Origin of the sequence: Paenibacillus sp. LHD-117 (assembly GCF_030929555.1) — a bacterium.
In the GTDB taxonomy this organism is placed as follows: domain Bacteria; phylum Bacillota; class Bacilli; order Paenibacillales; family Paenibacillaceae; genus Pristimantibacillus.
Genome location: NZ_JAVFVT010000046.1, coordinates 47,788 through 65,611, shown reverse-complemented (window position 1 = coordinate 65,611; position 17,824 = coordinate 47,788). Strand labels below are relative to the sequence as shown.

Genomic DNA, 17,824 nt, shown 5'->3' with positions numbered 1-17,824 from the left:
TTCATATTAAGCTCCTCCTTGATGGGTTTAAGGGCATTGACCCGTGTACACCCCCATCATACGAGGAGCTCCTTTATTTGTCTAAATCCAAATCTTAGACTCTACAGGAATGTTTAGATATTCAAATCGTACAAAATGGGCCGAATAACGTCAGCTGCTTCCGTTAGCATTCAAGAACAATCAAAACAGTTACGTTTTTTGTTTTTTAGGATCGTTCTACTAGACTCATCGGCGTCGATATACCATAGCCGGCCTCCGTACACGGTGACCAGCCCGGGGTTTGCCTTGGCACCCGCCTCCCGACGTTCTTCCTATTCGCCGTTGCCGATCATGAGGCTGCTCAACCTATAAAAATAGTCATCGTTAACCTTGAATTCTAAGAGTAAATACGTTCAAACCTAGAAGCCAAAGGAAATCGGAGGATCGCGAATGTCGAATGAGCCGAATGATTCGGTTGACCGCTCGTTCCAGCTATTCAATCGCATGGAGGAGCTGCATCGCCTGAACACGGCGCTGGAGGAGCTCGGCGCGGAGTTCAGCTGGACCCGGCGCTCGGTGCTCGATCTGTCGCTCGCGTGCGAAGAGGTGGTCGTGAACATCGTTAACTACGGCTACCCCGAAGGCTGCGATGGCCTTATAGAAGTGGAGTTCCGGGCTTCGAGGGAGGCGGTGGAGATTCGTCTGTCGGACCGGGGCACGCCGTTTAATCCCCTCCGGGAGGCCGATCCTCTCGAATTGCTGGAGATGGATATCGAGGATCGGCCGATCGGCGGACTTGGTATTTTTTTTGTTAAGCGGCTGATGGACGAAACGGATTACAAATTCGAGAACGGCATGAACCGCCTGCGGTTGATGAAGAAATTTCGGATCGATGAATGAATCGGGAGGAGAGAGACAACATGAACATTCAAGTGGAAGACTGGAACGGGGTGACCGTCATTCCGCTGGAAGGAAGACTGGACGGCAACAACGCGAGCGTGGCCGAAGGCGTATTCCTCCAGCAGCTGGCGGAGGGGAAACAGCGGTTCTTATTCGACTTCAGCGAGCTCCAGTACATTAGCAGCGCGGGTCTGCGGGTCATTCTGGTGGCAGCCAAGAAGCTTCGCGCTTCCAAGGGCCGCCTTATTTGCGCGTGCTTGGCGGAGCAGGTCTACGACGTATTCGAAATGTCGGGTTTCACGACGATTCTGGAGATGGCGGCGACGAAGGAAGAGGCGCTGGAGAAGCTCGAAGCCGGCGCTTAGCGCAGGGCTGCCACACCAAAGCGAAAGCAAGAAAGGCGGTACCCATCTTGTCAGAACTTTACTTGGTTATCGGGGCGGTATTGCTGGCGCTCGCGATATATTTGGCCGTCGTCAACCGCCGCCTAACCTCCAGACTACGGCGGGCGGAGAAGCTGTTCGAGTTGAGCGCAGGACTGCATTCGTCCCTACGCAAACCCGACTTGCTGCATGCCGCGGAAGCGGCGGCGCGGGAACTGGCAGGCTTGCGAGAGGCTGCGGTATCGATCGCTTACGGCGAATCGGCGATGGAGGATACCGCCGACGCTCGGCGGAACGCCGCGGTTACGCTCCCCATCGAGGCTGAAGGACGGGTGCTTGGCGAGCTGCGACTGTCCGAGATTCAAAGCGGTCTTGGTCGCGAGGAAGCGGGACAGCTGGCCAAATTCGCGGAGCCGCTAGCGCTTGCCATGAGCAACGCGAGCGTGTACGAGGCGTTGGAAGAATCGGTGAGAGAGCTGCAGTCGGCCACGTTCCTGAAGGAGCGGCTTGAGAGCGAACTCCAGATCGCCGGCAGCATTCAGCTCAGCTTCCTGCCGACGACGATGCCGTCCGCGAACGAGCCGTTCGACGTCTGCGCCCTGTTGAAGTCGGCCAAGGAGGTCGGAGGCGACTTCTACAATTTCTACAAAATCGATGACCGGCATCTGTTCTTCACGCTCGGCGATGTGTCGGACAAAGGTATTCCCGCCGCGCTGTTCATGGCCATGACCTTGTCGCTCATCAAAGGAAGCATGCGCTCGGGCCTTACGCCGGGCGAGCTGCTTGAGAAGGTGAACGACATGCTCTGCGCCGACGACGCCCAGCTGTTCGCGACGATCGTCTGCGGCATCCTTCAGATCGAGACGGGAGAGGTCGTCCTCAGCGACGGTGGGCATTGCACTCCTTATCTCGTCAAGGCCGACGGAACCGTCGAGCCCGTCAAGCTGGCGAAAGGCATTCCGCTAGGTTCGTTCCCGGAATTCGCCTACAAGAATCAGTCTCTTTTACTAGAGAAGGGGGATAAGTTGGTCGTTTATACCGACGGCATCACGGAAGCGGAGAATGGGGCGCAGGAGCAATATTCGGCAAGCCGGCTGCAGCAGTTCCTGTCGCTCGCCAAGGACTACTCCAGCGCCGAGATCATCGACGCGCTGCTGATGGATGTGTTCATGTTCGCGGGCGGAGCCCCGCAATCGGACGATATCGCCGTGTTATGTCTTTCGAGAAGATAACGCGATTCGGGGAGAGTTTATTTTTTTTGACAAATTGCGCCTAATTTTACGTAGTCATATCGGATTATTGCAGGTATAATAATAGACGAAATTGGAAGTTTTCGTGACATGGTACTAGGAACAAAGTCATGAGAACGGCGAACGCTGCCGTTCCGGAGCGACCGGGAGGCAAGGCCGCGCGTTTCCGCCGCTTGCGGGTGGCGATCTCGGGTCTTTCATGAAAGCGCCTTAGTCAGTCAGCGTACCGCGGGGAGGTTTCCCCGGCATCCGCGGTTGATCATCGGTCTTGGGGTTGGCGGAGGGTAGTAGTCCCCGTCGTCGCCTAATACATATATCGTTTCAGAGAGGAGATCACACATGGCTGAGTATTTATCGCCAGGCGTATACGTGGAAGAATTCGAAAGCGGCGCCAAACCGCTCGACGGAGTGAGCACGAGCACGGCCGGCTTTATCGGTCTGGCCGCAAGGGGGCCCGTTTCCGGGCTGCCGCTGCTGATTACGAGCCCTGCGGACTTCGGGCGTGCGTTCGGATCCTACTTGTCCGAAAGCGCCTTCGGATCTTACCGCTACCTGGCTTACGCAGTGAATCAGTTCTTCATGAATGGAGGCTCCCGTTGTTATGTCATGCGCATCGCGCCGGAAGACGCGAAATCGGCAAGCGGAGGCGGGGACATCCTGTCCGTCTCGGCCAAAAACCCAGGCGCGTGGGGCAACCAAGTTCGCCTGACGCTTGTTCCCGCCAGCAAGGCGAAAACGCAAATTTACGAGGTGTTGGAAGGCAACCGCTACCGCGTCAAGAACGCTTCCGGGTTCTATCCGGGCGACGTCGTGCAATTCTCGGACGGCGGAACCAAACAAACGAACCGGATCGTATCCGTTCACGACGGCATCCTGGAGTTGGCCTCGGCGCTTAGCGGAGACGCCGCGGATACTTCGCTCGTGCCGACCAAAGTCATCTCGACTTCCGAATTCACGCTTCAGGTGGCTTACGGAACGGAGAGCGAAACCTACGAGAAGGCGTCTCTCAATCCGGAGGCTCCCGGTTATATCGAGAAGCTGACCGGCCGCTCGAATCTGATAGACTTGCATGTTGCCGGCACGCCCGGCGCCGCGGAAGCCCCTTACGGGTTGATCGCAGGCTCCGAATCCGAATCGTTTTCCTTCTCGCTCGCGGGAGGCAGCGACGGCTCGGCGGCCAGCATCTCGCCGGCGGACTACATCGGCGTGGACGAAGGTCCGGGCAGAAGAACGGGCATCCAATCGTTCATCGACAACGACGTCGTCAGCATTATGGCCATTCCGGGCGTAACGGATCCAAACGTGCAGCTGTCGCTCGTCGCGCATTGCGAATCGCTCGGCAGCCGCTTCGCGATTCTGGACCTGCCCCGCGAGGCGACGAAGGTTCAAGACGTGCTGACGCATCGCGATCTGTTCGATTCCAGCTATTGCGCCCTCTACAATCCGTGGCTGCAAGTGTTCGATCCGCTGGACAAGCGCAATATTTTCATCCCGCCATCCGGCACGATCGCGGGCGTTTATTCCCGCTCCGATCAGACGCGCGGGGTGCAGAAGGCGCCGGCCAACGAGACGCTTCGCGGCGTCGTCGGCCTGGACGTGCAGTACAACAACGGCGAACAAGATATTCTGAACCCGGCCGGCGTGAACCTGATTCGCGCGTTCACGGGGCAAGGCATCCGGGTATGGGGGGCGCGCACCTGCTCGTCCAACCCGCTTTGGAAATATATCAACGTTAGACGCCTGTTCATCTTCCTGGAGAGCTCGATCAAGAACGGCTCCAGCTGGGTCGTCTTCGAACCGAACACGGAACAGCTGTGGGCGCGCGTCCAGCGCACGATCGACGCTTTCCTTACGCGGGTATGGCGCGACGGCGCGCTGGCGGGAACAAGTCCTTCGGAGGCGTTCTACATCAATATCGGCCGCGACACAATGACGCAGGACGATATCGACAACGGCAGGCTGATCTGCGTGATCGGCGTTGCACCGGTAAAGCCGGTCGAGTTCGTCGTGTTCCGCATGACGCAGAAGACCGGATCGGAATAATTTATAGATCGAATAACGGAAGGGGATTCCCATGGCAGGAGATCGCACGGATCCATATCGCAATTTTAGGTTTCGCGTGGAAGTAGAAGGGCTTGAGCAAGCCGGCTTCAACGAGGTGTCGGGCTTCGACGCGTCGATCGACGTTATCGAATACCGCGAGGGCAACGAACTGACGACGCCGCGCAAGCTGCCGGGACTGACGAAATACGGCAACATTACGCTTAAATGGGGCACGACGGATTCCGTCGAGCTGTACGAATGGCTGCAGGAATGCGTGGAAGGCACCATCGAACGCAAAACGATCACGATCATCGCCCTCGACGAGGAAGGCAGCGATGTGGCGACGTGGCAAGTCATCGAAGCATGGCCGGTTCGTTATACGGCTCCGTCCTTCAACGGACTGGGCGCGGAAGTCGCAATCGAGGTGCTGGAGTTCGCCCATGAAGGATTGTTAAGAACGGCTTAATACCCATAACGCGGCTCCTGGCCGCCGCACGTCGGCGGCTTCGGGGCCCAAACCGGACAAACAAGGGCCGGCCGCCGGCGTTATGGCGCCGGAGCGCCCCTTGTTTTCCGTCTTTATCCGCACCTACACTACAAGGAATGGAGAGATGAACCGATGGCGTTCCAGACGGAGTACGATTTTGAGCTGCCGCGCGGTTACGTGGATGAGCACGGCAATTTGCACCGGCGCGGAACGATGAGGCTCGCGACGGCTGCCGACGAGATTCTGCCGATGAAGGACCCCAGAGTCCAGTCCAATCCCAGCTATTTGACGGTTATCCTGATGGCAAGGGTCGTAACGAGGCTCGGCGACGTCAAACATGTCGACACGCGGCTGATCGAGAAGCTGTTCACGGCGGATTTGGCCTACCTGCAAAATTTATATCGCCAGATCAACGACCTGGAAAACCCGAAGGTGCTCGCCGCTTGCCCCAAATGCGATCACGAGCATGAGGTCGCGATCGATTTTTTGTCCTTAACGGAAGCCCTCTCCTAGCCTATCCCATCGATCGGCTGTACGAGGAGCTCGGCTTCATCGCCTACTATTTCCACTGGACGCATGACGACATTATGAATATGGAGCATGCGGAACGCCGCAGATGGTGCGACGAGATATCGAGGATCAATCGCAAGATGAACGACGACACGGACAAGAAAAACGTCTTCGACGTGTTCGGGAAGAGGTGAAAGCGTCATGGCCGCATTCAAGGTGCCGGGTGTGAACCGGATTCATCGGCTGGCTAGCTCGTTCCATTTTTGGGTAGAGCTTGACGGCATTTACGTCGCCGGATTTTCCGAGGTATCCGGGCTCGAGGCGGAGACGGAAGTCGAGGAATACCGGGAAGGCGGGTTAAACGGGTACGTGCATATGCTGCCCAAAGGCATCCGATATCCCAATCTGGTGCTTCGGCGGGGAATGACGAAGTCGCCGGTGCTCTGGAGCTGGTACGAAAGCACGATGAACGGCGCCGCCGCGAGAAAGTCGGGTTCCGTCGTTCTGCAGCAGCCGGACGGCAAGGAGTTCGGACGCTGGAATTTCTATGACGCGTATCCGGTCCGTTGGAGCGGACCGCAGCTGAACGCGGCGTCGAGCGACGTAGCGGTCGAATCGCTGGAGATTATCCATTCGGGTCTGCACGGCGGATTCGCCAAATAATCAAAACTTGAGGGAGGATGCGCCGGATGGACAGGAACAAAGCGCCGAAGCGACGATTGGCCGCCGAATACGCGGTATCCGTCCAATCCTTTGCCGGGAGCATTCTGAACAAACACCGCCCGGGAACGGGCCGCGACAAACATGGCAGAACGACGATGCAGCACGTTAAGCCGAAGGCGGAGGCTGCCCCCGTGCAGCAACGCATCCATATTCACGTGGCGCCGCCCCAAACCCCCGCAGCGAAACGGCAGGAGCAAGGGCGGAAGCAAGCGGAGCCGAAGACCGTTCGAATCGTCGAACGCGAGAAAGTTATTGTGGAACGAGAAACGATCATTTTGCGCGATGTCGTCCGAATCATGGACAATCAGCGCCAAGCGCGAGCGCTCGCGATGACCGAGCCCTATCGAATCGAAGATTCAACCGAACATCGCCTATTGCCTGACTCGGCGCTACCGAACATCCGCCAGGATGCAGGGAAGCGGCGGCAGGATCATCATAGCGGCCCCCGGCCCGCAGCAACATCGCTGGGGAATAGGATACGGAATCAATCAGGCCAAGCCATCCGGCAATCGCAATCGCTAGAGAAGCTGCGCCGCATCGTTGCCGCGGGAGAAGTCCGTTCCGCGCTCGCGAAACAACGGCATGAACATACGCTTCGCGAAGTTGCCTCCAGCCGCGATGCCGCGGCCCACATCGCCGCGAAGAAACGGCCGTTGACGCATGCGCAGCGCGAGACGAAGTCCGCCGATCTGGAGCAGGCGGAGGCGCGCGCCGGGCAGCAGGCGGCGCGATCGGAACAAGCGGCGAGACGCCTCGAGAGGAAAGCGGCCGAGCGCGCCGAGAAGAAAGCAGCCGATGCTGCGCAGGCGGCAGAGCGAGCCGAGAAGAAAGCGGCGCGACCTGCGCAAGCGGAGAAGAAGAAAGCGCGGCTTGAGCAGGCGGCAGATGGCCAAGCCGAGCCGACTGACGCGGCGAAGAAGGCGGCGGAGCGGGCGGAGATGACAGCAGCGCGGGCCGAGCAAGCGGAGAATCGCCGAATGGCAAAGCCCTCCGAACAAGAGCAAGCGGCGGAGCGCGCCGGGGAACAAGGCACGCGGTCTCAAGCCGCCGGCAAGACGAGGTCGAAAGCCGAAGGCAGCGTAAAGCCGCCGGCTATGCCGGCTATGGTACATAAGAAACAAAAGCCGGAGGGGGAAGACGATGCGGCGACAAGCAGGGCCAAACTTCGTCCAGTCTCCCTGCAAGCGGCTGCGGACATTTCCGCTCCACTTCGTCCTAACGTCGCCCACTCCGGGACCCGAGCGGACTCGGCCGGCGGCTCCGATGCCGGATCCGGCGAACGGAGCGGGGCGCGCGGAGAACAAGCGTCAGTCGGCGGCGCGCCCTTGGAGCCCGTATTTTCCAAGTCAGGCTTGTTGCGGAGCGCCGGCCGACTTTTGTTCCTAAGTCCCAAGTGGATTGATCCGCAATTGTCGGGGGCGGAGCGACGACTCCGGAACAAGTCGTCCGGGCATCGGCTGTCGGCCATGCTGCCAGAGCGGGAAGCAGGAGCAGCCGCTGCGGGCAAGCCGTGGGGAGTGCCCATCGAAGCACGGAGATTCGTACACCGCCAGAATGGCGGCGCGATGCCAGTCGAGCGGCATCCTTCCGTTTCGGCAGAAGCCTCCGCCGAACGAACGCCAGAACGATCCGGGGCAAGCCTAACCGCTTCCGCCGATACCCGTCGCCAGCGTTCGGCAACAGGGATTACGCCAAGCGTGTCCGCAGCGGATGTGTATTCGCGGACGAGCATCCGGGACTTTCTTCCCTTGATAGCAGCGCTGAAGCAGCGTCGCGGCCATTCGGCGGCACCTCGTTCGCAGGGCCAAAAAAAGATTGGCCCGGACGCGTTCGCCTCGAGCTTGGACCGGCAAGCATCGCTGCCGATTGCGGCGCGTCGCTCGGCTGCGCGGCCGGATAAACCGGGTGCGGCGAACGAGAGCGGCGCGGCCGCGCCGGTCAGCGGGCGCCCAGGATCAGGCGCGGGGACGATTCAGCATGTTGCTGTTACTAAGGGATTGGAACCGGCGCATCTGATCGCACGGCGGCACGGCGGTACGGCGGATGCGGCATCCGCCGTCAAGCCTTCCCGAAGCGGCATGGGCAGCGGAGGTTCACTGATCCTAGCGCCCAACAATGGACAAGCACCCGGCGTGAGCGAGCAAGGCAACAGGCGCCGGAATGGCCGATCGTTCGCTGCGGCCCATTTGGTTGCGGCTTCGTCCGGCGTCTTGCAGCAGCAAGGGAATTCGGAGAGGAACGTTCCGATCCGCCGGGCCAACGCGTTTAAGCCGATTGGACTTGTCCTTCGAAGAATGCCGGAGAACCTGGGTGCAACATTAGTCCGCTTGACTCGCTCGAATCGCGCCATAAGCGGCTCCCCTGCTTCGGCAAGCACGTCGGGAGAGTCACCGCGGGGCGAAGCGTTGACCGACAACCGGAGAACGCAGTCTTCACACCTTCATCAAGCTTCGGCGAATCCGATCGGATTGCGGCGTTCAACCATCCCGGCGACGGAAGTCAAAGCCGCTGGTGCTTCAGTATCCGCAGATTCGGCGGGCATCGCTTTCATAGTACCAACGGGGACGCGTAGAGACGACCGCCTTAGGCCGTCAACGCCGTTCTTGAGCAAGTTGCGCCTGCGGAGCGCAGGGAAGGCAAATGACGGAGCCAAACGGCAGCCGGCATTCGTGCAGCGATCCGTCGGCATGAGGCAAGAGGCAGCGGCCTTCGCGAAGCGGCAAGACGGTGTGGTCCAAACAGCGGCCAACTCGCGGACATCACGCGACATTCGGCAGTCGCCGCTAACAGCAAAGCCATTCGCCGCCCGCAGCCAACAGCCAGCCAGGCATGGCATGAACGGCGGCGGCATCAGCCTCCGGTCCGACGGCAGCGGCATCACCGTTCCTTCGGCGCTCGCGTACAGCCGGGAGAGGGCGAATAACGGCGCCGTCTACGGATCGGCGGCTTCGCGGCAATCGTCCGCGCCGGAAGGCCCGGGCATAACCAGCGGAGCGCAGCTCGGCCTGACGCACCGGACTCCCCCGTCCGCTCCCGCGGAGCCGCCCCGGCAAGTTCAGGTGGAGGCGCCGCGCGAGCTGGAGCCCGAGAAGCTGCAGCGGATGATTATGAAAATGCCGCAGCTGAATCCGGAAGCCATTGCCGACCGCGTATATAAGGCGCTGGAGCGAAAGATGAAGCTGGAGCAGCGCCGGAACGGATTTTGACCCCGGCTCGAATGGACCGGGATGCACGAAGGTAAGGAATGACGGATGAGGAGGACGGGGAGCGTGGCTTTAAGCAAAGCGCAGTTCTGGATATACAAGAGCAGCGGCACGGAAACCGTGGACGTGTTGTTCAACCCGACGGAATACGAGCTTTCGGCCGGCAACCAATATGCCGAGAACGACGTTCCGGGACTACAGTCGCCGACGACCCAGTTCGTAGGCGGGGACGCTTCTACGCTGTCTCTTAATCTGTTTTTTGATACATATGAAGCGGGGACCGACGTGCGAGCGCACACGTCCAAAATCGTGGGCATCCTTGACGTCGATTCCGATCTGCATGCTCCTCCCGAATGCCGGTTCGTTTGGGGCTCGCTCGACTTTAAAGGCGTTATCGTATCGATTAAGCAGAGGTTCACGATGTTCCTGGAATCCGGAGCGCCCGTCAGGGCTACGCTGGACGTCGAGATGAGAAGCACGCAGACGATGAAAGAGCAATACAAGGAAATTCCGAGGCAATCGGCCGACCGGACCAAACGCAAGACGGTCAAGCAAGGCGACCAGCTCTGGAATATCGCGGCAGAGGAATACGAGGATCCCGGCGCTTGGCGGCATATCGCCCAGGCGAACGGGATTGACAATCCGAGGATGCTTGCCGCTGGCAGAAACTTGACGATTCCCAGACTGGAGTGAATGGAATGCCGACTTATAATATAAGCGATCTGGAAGCGAAGTACGGCGATTTCCACTCTCCCGAAGGCGATGTCGTTATTGAAGGGGAATCCGCCCGAATGGCGGAAATGGCGATCGGCTGGATCGAAGTCGATCTGTCGACGGAATCGAAGGCCGACATTGCCAAATTCAGCATCATGAACGCGTACGAATGGAGCACCAGCACATTGTCCTGGGTGAATTCCAAAATCGCGCCGGGCAAGAAGCTGGTCGTCAAGCTGGGTTACGCGGACAAAAAAAGCCAGGTGTTCGACGGGCTGATTACGGGATACGCCGTTGAATATCCGTCGACAGGCAGCCCGGTCGTAACGGTTACCGCGATGGATCGCTCGTTCCTGATGATGAAGACGTCGGGGTCCAAGGTATGGAAGGAAATGAAGGACAGCGACGTCGTCAGGACGATCGCTTCCGATCATGGACTGACGCCCGACATCGACACGCTTACGGTTCAGAAGACGACGATCGAACAGATCGGAATTAGCGATTTTCATTTCGTGCAATCGCTGGCGCAGGACAACGACTACCGGTTTCACGTGACGGGCAGCAAGCTCCACTTCCGCAAACATCAGACGAGCGGCACGCCCGTTGCCGACCTGAAATACGGCATCAGCCTGCGCGACTTCACCTTCGCGGTGGATGCAAGCGGGCAAGCTTCACAGGTCAAAGTAAGAGGATTCGATACGAAGACGAAGCAAGCCGTAGAAGGAACCGCAAGCAGCGTGACGGCGATCAGCGGCAGCAAAAGCGGACCGAGTCTGGCGGCGGCGCTCACGGCGAAGAAGATCGAGACCGTCTATACCGGCGTGGAATCGGTGGATGAAGCGAACCATCTCGCGAAAGCCATGCTGAACCGGATGGCGAGAGATTTGGTCAAGGGGCAAGGCACATGCGTCGGATTTCCCGAATTGCTTCCCGGCGAATTGATCGCGATTTCCGGGCTCGGCTCCGCGATAGACCGCAATCTCATGTTGACGAGAGTGATCCATCGTCTCGATGCCTCGGACGGATACCTTGTACAGTTCGAAGCGGAGGGGAACGCCTTATGAGAAATATGTATCCCGGATTCTTCGATCCCTATCAGCGCTCCATGCCCTCCGAACAGTTGTCCGGCGTATGGAACGCCATCGTTACGAACACCAAGGACCCGGAGAATCTGGGCCGCGTGAAGCTGAAGTTTCCGTCCCGCGAAGGTGAACTCGAAACGGACTGGGTACGGGTCGCGACGTTAATGGGCGGAAGCGGCAAAGGCAGCTTGTTTATCCCCGACGTCAATGACGAAGTGCTTGTCGCCTTTCTTATGGGACGGCTAGACCAACCCGTCGTCATCGGCTCGTTATGGAGCAAGCAGGACAAGCCCCCTCCCGGCGACACGAACAACGAAATCAAAAAAATCAAAACGAAATACGGCCATGAGATTACGTTCAACGATAAGGAAAGCGAAGGTTCGATCACGATCAAAACCAAAAAAGGCCACTCCATCATCCTGTCCGACAAAGATGGCAGCGTCAAGGCGGAATCGGCCGACAAACAGCATTCGCTGGAGCTTGACGAGACAGGGAAGAAGGTAACCGTCAAGTCGGGCACTTCGAAAGTGGAGCTGACTTCAAGCGGCAACGTCACCATCAGCGGCACGCAGTCGCTCTCGGTCAAAGCGCCCGAGGTAAAGCTCGAAGCGTCTGCCTCCATGTCGATCAAGTCGACCGGCATGCTCGACATCAAGTCGGATGGCATGATCAATATTAAAGGATCCATGGTCAAAATCAATTAACAACGAAGTTCAATTTGATGCCGGAAGGGGAGACCGTAATGTCAGCGCCGTTCTTGGGAAAAGGGTGGAAGTTTCCCGTGCAGGTGGACAAAACGACAGGCCGCATTACGATGTCCGAAGGCGAAGAAGACATCGAGGAAGCGATCCGAATCATTATTCGCACCTCGAAGGGCGAGAGGCTGATGCGTCCCGATTTCGGCTGCGGGCTCAAAGGATTTGTGTTCGGCACGATGGATGACATGTCCATGCGGCTTATCGCCAGCGACGTGAAGGAAGCGATCCAGGATTGGGAACCGCGGGTGAAGGACATCGAGGTGTCGGCGCGTCCGGATCCGGCTTCGAACGGCCGAGTGCTGCTGGAGGTCGGATATACGGTAAGATCGACAAACAATCTCTTTAACCAGGTCTATCCTTTTTATTTGGAGGAAGGCACGAAATAACGGGAGCGGGCATCGGACATGAAACAGTCGGGAACGGGTGGCGGGCAGCGACGGCCTCCGAGAATCAATACAAACAACTTGTCCTCGTATATGGAGAAGTTCAAAGAGATGGCGCCGCATTATACGCCGGAGTGGCGATTCTCGCTAGACGCGCCGGATCCGGGTACGGGACTTGCCTATATTGCGGGCGAGATGCTCGAGGAGACGGTTCAGCGGCTGAATTCGGCGCCCATGAATCATCTGCTTTCCTTCCTCGATCTGATCGAGGTGAAGCTGGGGCCGCCCCGTCCCGCGAGGGCTAGGGTCGTATTCCGGCTTAGCGAAGGTTCGACGGAGCCGGTCTTCGTGCCGGCCGGGCTCAAGCTGACCGCCGCGAATCCGCAGGGCGGGGAGCCGCTGATCTTCGAGACGGAGGGACCGCTTGCAGCCACGCCCGCGAAGCTGACGGAGATCGTCAACGTGAATCCCGCCAGGGATGAGATCGTCACGGTTGCCCGTTCTTACGACGAGAAGCTGGAGGTTGGCAACGCGGATCCAGTCCCGCTGTTCGATACGCGTTCGGGAAGCAACGAACAAGAGCATGCATTGTTCATCCGCCACGACGATCAATTGCTGGTGGATCGGCCATGCCGAATCTACTTGAACGTGTTCCATGGCGAGAAGCGTTACGCCGAACCGGAGCTGGCTGAGGCTCTCGCTTCCGGGCAAGTGGAGTGGAGCTATCCGAGCGGCGGGGAATGGAAGCCGTTTCAGTCGGCGATTGCCGCCGGCAATATGATCATCCTGCACAAGAGCGAACCCGGAAAGCTGGATACGACGGAACACCAGGGAATTATGGGCCGGTGGATCAAGTGCGCGGTGAAATCGCTGGACGGCGCGGCTTCGCCCATTCTCGCCAAAGGGCTCGAGATGGACAAGCTGCGGCTGCGTGTCTCTCATGACGCCGCGGGCGATCCGGAGAGGATAAGGCCCGACTCGATCTATTTTAACGACATGGCTCTGGCGGAGGACGGCTGTTATCCGTTCGGCGAACACTTCGTCCCGTATTCGGTCTTCTACTTGTCCAGCGAAGAAGCGTTCAGCAAACGGGAGAGCAAGCTCGAGCTGACGTTCTCGGCGATGGCCAAGGCCAATCGGCTGCGCATGGCGCCGGACCCCGAGGTCAAATGGAAGATGGTGATGCGCACGTCGGAGTTCGAGGAGAAGGATCCTCCGCGCGTTCGCATACGCCAGGTCGTCTGGGAATATTGGAACGGCAGCAACTGGAACGTTCTGCCGGGCAATGAACGGTACGCTACGTTCTTCGAAGAACTGCCCGAGCAAGGCGCGAAGCCGTTCACGCTGTCGTTCGAATGCCCGGAGGATATGGATCAGACGTACGTGAACGGGGATTACCAGTATTGGATCCGCGCCCGAGTGCTGCAGACGGACCCCGTTATTGCGCCAATTATGCAATACATGTCTCCGTGGCTCGAATCTCCGAAGCTCTCGTACGCCACTGGCTCCCAGACGGTGTTCGTACCGGAGAACGTGTTTACGAGAAACAACGCGGACGATCGCGACCGCGGCTTGTCCGCCGTGCAAGGGACAGAGCCGTTCAAACCTTTTGAACCGATACCGTCTTTGGGACCGTCCGTCTATCTCGCGTTCGATCATCCGCCGGCGAAGGGGCCAATCCGGCTGCACTTTGAGCTTTCGCAGCGGTTCGCTTCGGGAGGCGAGCGCCCATTGCTGGATTGGGAGGCGTTATGCCGGGAGAACGGACGTCTCCTCTGGAAACCGATCAAGATAGAAGATGGGACGGACGGCCTCGGCATAAGCGGAGAATGGCAATGGGCGGGCCCGAGCACGATGGCATCCGCGCGCCTGTTCGGTCATGACAGGTACTGGATCAGGGCGATAAACCGGGACAGCCGGATTAGCGATGCTTTTCCCTACCATCCCATTGCGGAAAGTCTTCGCATCAATACGGTTGCCGTCACTCAGCAGATCAGCCAGGAGCGGGAGCTGGCGATCCCTGCCGACGGGCTGGTGCATCTGTCGCCGACCGCGTTCGTGGACGAACAGGTGTGGATGGACGAGCTGGATACGCTCTCCCCTGCGGAACGGGCTTCGCTGCTGGAGACGGATCCCGACAATTGTTATGCCCAGGTTGACGGCGAAGGCCATACGCTCAGGTTCTGGATCAAGTGGCAGGCCGTGTCGTCGCTGGCGGATTCGGGACCGGACGACCGCCATTATTCGCCGGATCGGGCGGGAGGTTCGCTCCAGTTCGGAGACGGCATGAAGGGCAGCGCGCCATCGGCCGAACGGGATCGGTTGGCACGCATCTCCTACCGAACGACGGCAGGCGCAGCCGGACGGGTGGAAGCGAATCAAATTACGGGCATGCAGTTGCCGATCGCTTACATCGACAGCGTCAGCAACCCTAAGCCGGCCATCGGAGGCAGCCATACGGAATCGATGGAAGCCGTGCTGCTTCGCGGACCGCAGCGCCTCAAGAACCGGAATAGGGCCGTAACGTCCAGGGACATCGAGTGGATCGCCCGGGAAGCCTATCCGGGCATCGCGAAGGTCAAATGTCTTAGCAACCGGAATTCCTTGCTGGAGCGGGCTCCGGGCTCCGCTACGCTGGTAGCCTGCGCGGACGGCGGTCTTGCCGACGCGGCCCAATTTCCCGAGCTTCGCAGAACGGTGGAATCGGAGCTGCTTCGCCGGGCGGCTGGGGTCATGTCGGTCGGAGGCGGCATTCGCGTCATCGAACCGGCTTATTTGGAAATATCCGTACACGCTACGGTAGCGGCCGAATCCGCAGGAGGCCTGCTCCCGCTGGAGCGGGCATGCATCGATAAATTGACGGCGTTCCTGAACTTCATGCACGGAAATACCGGCGGACAAGGATGGAATATCGGCGAATCGCTGCATCTGTCGCTGCTCTATTCGCTGCTCCACTCCGTTCGGGGGCTGCTCTATATCGATAGGCTTTACGTGCATGTCGCGAGAATCGAGGGCGGGATTCGCACGGAATGGGATCCTGCAAAAATGAACGAAGTGATGCACGGCCTTGTCATGAGCGGCACGCACCGGATAACTGCAGTGCCGGCCGAAGGAGCGTCACGCTAAGCGGGAAGGAGGGACAATGATGTTGCCAAGGCTGCCGCTTGACGATCGAACGTACGCGGAGATCGTGCAGCAAACCAGAAAGCTTATACCAAAGCGATTGCCGGAGTGGACCGACGAAAACGCGCATGATCCCGGCATCACGATGCTGGAGCTGTTCGCATGGCTCACGGAGATGCAGCGTTATTATTTGAGCCGGGTACCCGACCGGAATCGGAAGAAGTTCCTCGACCTGCTGGGAGTTCAGCCTCGCGATACGGCTTCGGCCGAGGCGCTTGTCCGCTTCTCCGGGGTGCGCGAACACGTAACCCTGCCGAAAGGGACGAAGCTCCTGGCGGAAGATCAGGTGTTCGAGACGCTTGCGAAGGCAGAGCTCAGACCGCTCATGCTGGAGCGGATCCTGTGCCGGACGGAGCGGGAAAGCAGCGACGTAACGGCGTCCAACGACCATCTGCACGTGTCGTTTTATCCGTTCGGGTCGGACGCCAAGTCGGGCTCCAAGCTTTATATATCGTTCGATAGGGAGCTGCAGCCGGATGTCCCGGTCGCGTTGACCTTCAAACTGCTAAGATCGGATGAATCGCTTAAGGATATTTACGACTCCGCGAGCGAAGATGAACTGACGCTGCTGGCCCCGTCGGCGAAGCTGTCTTGGAAGGCGTACGGCTGGGACGAAGCTGCGGGCAAAGCCGCTTGGACGCCGCTTGAGGTTCTGTCGGACGAAACGCGCCATTTGACAGTGAGCGGGACGGTGAGAATCGCCCTCTCGTCGCCGATGCGAAGCGTGACGGTGCATCCGGCGGGAGACCGGCCGCGATTCTGGTTCTGCTGCACGGTCGAAGAAGAGGGTTACGAAATGCCGCCGAAAATAAGCAGCTTGATGCTGCATACGGCACATGCCGTTCAGCGCGATACACTGTGCGAATATGTAGAGGCGGAAGCTGCCGGGGAGGAACTCGAAGCTTTTGTTATGGATTCGTACTTGGCCGCTTATGGCGATGTTCGGTTGCAGATTGAAGCCGACGGCGGCGGCTGGATTGAACAATCCGCGCAGTCGTTCGCGGTGGATCGATCGGGTGCGGGGCATGCGACGACCGTGCGCTTGATGTCGGGCAGCGAGCGGCGTGTTCTGCCCGCGGGCCGCAAGATCAGGCTGATCGCGAGCACGCCGGATTTTTACCGTTATCGCATGGCGGGCAGAAGCAACGGTCTTCCGAATCAAAGCTTCGAGCTGTACGAGCTGCCGTGCCGGAAGCGGAACGCCATCGGCTTGCAGGTAGGGCGGCTGGATTCCTCCGGCAAGATGGTCTGGGAGGATTGGAGCGCCGTCGACGGTTTCGACCGTTCCGGTCCAGGCGACCGGCATTACATATACCGACCGGAAGAACGAACCATTACGTTCGGCAACGGCGAACGCGGGGCGATACCGGAGGCTTGCCCTGATGACAATATCAGCCTGATCGCCTGCGAGCTCGGAGGCGGGGAGCGCGGCAACGTGAAGCCGGGGCTGATTCGGGAATGGGCGCACGAGGATCAGCGGAAACTCGGGATCGAGGTGTCCAATCCGTTCTACGCCGCTGGCGGTTCGGAGGCGGAGACGCTGAACGAGTCGCTGACGCGGGCAGCGTCTGAGCTGAAGGTGGCCTTCAGGGCCGTAACCGACGAGGATTACGAAGTCATCGCGAGACAGACTCCGGGAGTCGAGGTGGCAAGAGCCAAGGCGATTCCGCTCTACAAGCCGGGGTTGTCCGATTATCCCAAGGAAAAGGCGCATGGCCAACTATCGCTAGTCGTCGTGCCCGAAGGGTTGTCTCCGACTCCGATGCCGAGTCCGGGCTTTCTGCAGACGGTGAGCAGCTATCTCGAGCCTCGCAGACTCGTGACGACGGAGCTGCATGTCATTCCGCCCGTCTATGTCAAAGTCACGGTCCATGCCGTCATCGTCGTGGAGCCGCCGTTCGCGGACGAGACGGAACGTTTCGCGGCCCTGCTGAAGGGATTGCTCAGACCGCTCGACGGCAAGGACGGAGAGAGGGGCTGGACGTTCGGAAGAACGGTGTACAAGGGCGATATTTACGGCGCGCTGACCAAGGGAAGCGGCGTCGTGTTCGTTCAGGATTTGTGGCTGGACGCGGAGGGGCCCCATGTAAGCAAGTCGGCGGGCGGCGATATCGTGCTGCCGCCGCACGGCTTAGTCTACTCCGGCGAACACGAAATCGAATTAATCAGCAGAACCCGCTTATAGTGCGTGTTCAAAAAGTCCGGTTTTTAGCACGGCTGAGGCAT

Annotated in this window: 15 protein-coding genes; all 15 read left to right on the top strand. The window is 59.3% G+C overall.

Translation table 11 applies throughout. From position 1 onward, the window contains the following. The first annotated feature begins 429 nt into the window (after window positions 1-429). The 15 genes from RB620_RS26810 (at window position 430) to RB620_RS26740 (ending at window position 17,783) form a co-directional block, all read left to right on the top strand. A complete protein-coding gene (locus tag RB620_RS26810) occupies window positions 430-879 on the top strand; it encodes an ATP-binding protein (RefSeq protein ID WP_308099769.1) in 450 nt (149 codons plus the stop codon). A 20-nt stretch (window positions 880-899) separates the two neighbouring features. Continuing rightward, on the top strand, window positions 900-1,244 hold the full coding sequence (locus tag RB620_RS26805) for an STAS domain-containing protein (protein WP_308099768.1): 345 nt from the start codon (window positions 900-902) through the stop codon (window positions 1,242-1,244). A 47-nt stretch (window positions 1,245-1,291) separates the two neighbouring features. Further along, complete coding sequence (locus RB620_RS26800; protein ID WP_308099767.1) at window positions 1,292-2,494, top strand: PP2C family protein-serine/threonine phosphatase; 1,203 nt, start codon at window positions 1,292-1,294, stop codon at window positions 2,492-2,494. 357 nt (window positions 2,495-2,851) lie between these two features. Further along, window positions 2,852-4,555 (top strand): phage tail sheath family protein, encoded by a 1,704-nt coding sequence (locus RB620_RS26795; RefSeq protein ID WP_308099766.1) that lies wholly within the window; start codon window positions 2,852-2,854, stop codon window positions 4,553-4,555. Between the two features lie 31 nt (window positions 4,556-4,586). After that, window positions 4,587-5,021 (top strand): phage tail protein, encoded by a 435-nt coding sequence (locus tag RB620_RS26790; RefSeq protein ID WP_308099764.1) that lies wholly within the window; start codon window positions 4,587-4,589, stop codon window positions 5,019-5,021. A gap of 153 nt (window positions 5,022-5,174) precedes the next feature. Continuing rightward, entirely contained in the window at window positions 5,175-5,555 is a 381-nt protein-coding gene (locus RB620_RS26785; protein WP_308099762.1) for a phage tail assembly protein, read from the top strand. 8 nt (window positions 5,556-5,563) lie between these two features. Continuing rightward, the gene (locus RB620_RS26780; protein WP_308099771.1) at window positions 5,564-5,746 is read left to right on the top strand and encodes a DUF6760 family protein; all 183 of its coding nucleotides are present in this window, start codon (window positions 5,564-5,566) and stop codon (window positions 5,744-5,746) included. Between the two features lie 7 nt (window positions 5,747-5,753). Then, a complete protein-coding gene (locus tag RB620_RS26775) occupies window positions 5,754-6,215 on the top strand; it encodes a phage tail protein (protein WP_308099760.1) in 462 nt (153 codons plus the stop codon). 26 nt (window positions 6,216-6,241) lie between these two features. Further along, complete coding sequence (locus RB620_RS26770) at window positions 6,242-9,481, top strand: hypothetical protein (protein ID WP_308099759.1); 3,240 nt, start codon at window positions 6,242-6,244, stop codon at window positions 9,479-9,481. Window positions 9,482-9,544: 63 nt separating this feature from the next. After that, the gene (locus RB620_RS26765; protein ID WP_308099758.1) at window positions 9,545-10,171 is read left to right on the top strand and encodes a CIS tube protein; all 627 of its coding nucleotides are present in this window, start codon (window positions 9,545-9,547) and stop codon (window positions 10,169-10,171) included. Between the two features lie 5 nt (window positions 10,172-10,176). Next, window positions 10,177-11,256: a phage late control D family protein gene (locus tag RB620_RS26760; RefSeq protein WP_308099757.1), complete on the top strand. Its 1,080-nt coding sequence runs from the start codon at window positions 10,177-10,179 to the stop codon at window positions 11,254-11,256. Further along, a complete protein-coding gene (locus RB620_RS26755; protein ID WP_308099755.1) occupies window positions 11,253-11,978 on the top strand; it encodes a phage baseplate assembly protein V in 726 nt (241 codons plus the stop codon). Before RB620_RS26760 ends, RB620_RS26755 begins: the two co-directional genes overlap by 4 nt. Window positions 11,979-12,016: 38 nt before the next feature. Then, window positions 12,017-12,418 (top strand): GPW/gp25 family protein, encoded by a 402-nt coding sequence (locus RB620_RS26750; protein WP_308099754.1) that lies wholly within the window; start codon window positions 12,017-12,019, stop codon window positions 12,416-12,418. An 18-nt stretch (window positions 12,419-12,436) separates the two neighbouring features. After that, a complete protein-coding gene (locus RB620_RS26745; protein WP_308099753.1) occupies window positions 12,437-15,541 on the top strand; it encodes a baseplate J/gp47 family protein in 3,105 nt (1,034 codons plus the stop codon). 19 nt (window positions 15,542-15,560) lie between these two features. Beyond that, complete coding sequence (locus RB620_RS26740) at window positions 15,561-17,783, top strand: putative baseplate assembly protein (RefSeq protein ID WP_308099752.1); 2,223 nt, start codon at window positions 15,561-15,563, stop codon at window positions 17,781-17,783. The last annotated feature ends 41 nt before the right edge of the window (window positions 17,784-17,824 follow it).

Coding starts and splice junctions, on each gene's coding strand:
- RB620_RS26810 (WP_308099769.1), top strand. CDS start 430: ATGTCGAATGAGCCGAATGATTCGGTTGACCGCTCGTTCCAGCTATTC.
- RB620_RS26805 (WP_308099768.1), top strand. CDS start 900: ATGAACATTCAAGTGGAAGACTGGAACGGGGTGACCGTCATTCCGCTG.
- RB620_RS26795 (WP_308099766.1), top strand. CDS start 2,852: ATGGCTGAGTATTTATCGCCAGGCGTATACGTGGAAGAATTCGAAAGC.
- RB620_RS26790 (WP_308099764.1), top strand. CDS start 4,587: ATGGCAGGAGATCGCACGGATCCATATCGCAATTTTAGGTTTCGCGTG.
- RB620_RS26785 (WP_308099762.1), top strand. CDS start 5,175: ATGGCGTTCCAGACGGAGTACGATTTTGAGCTGCCGCGCGGTTACGTG.
- RB620_RS26775 (WP_308099760.1), top strand. CDS start 5,754: ATGGCCGCATTCAAGGTGCCGGGTGTGAACCGGATTCATCGGCTGGCT.
- RB620_RS26770 (WP_308099759.1), top strand. CDS start 6,242: ATGGACAGGAACAAAGCGCCGAAGCGACGATTGGCCGCCGAATACGCG.
- RB620_RS26760 (WP_308099757.1), top strand. CDS start 10,177: ATGCCGACTTATAATATAAGCGATCTGGAAGCGAAGTACGGCGATTTC.
- RB620_RS26755 (WP_308099755.1), top strand. CDS start 11,253: ATGAGAAATATGTATCCCGGATTCTTCGATCCCTATCAGCGCTCCATG.
- RB620_RS26750 (WP_308099754.1), top strand. CDS start 12,017: ATGTCAGCGCCGTTCTTGGGAAAAGGGTGGAAGTTTCCCGTGCAGGTG.
- RB620_RS26745 (WP_308099753.1), top strand. CDS start 12,437: ATGAAACAGTCGGGAACGGGTGGCGGGCAGCGACGGCCTCCGAGAATC.
- RB620_RS26740 (WP_308099752.1), top strand. CDS start 15,561: ATGTTGCCAAGGCTGCCGCTTGACGATCGAACGTACGCGGAGATCGTG.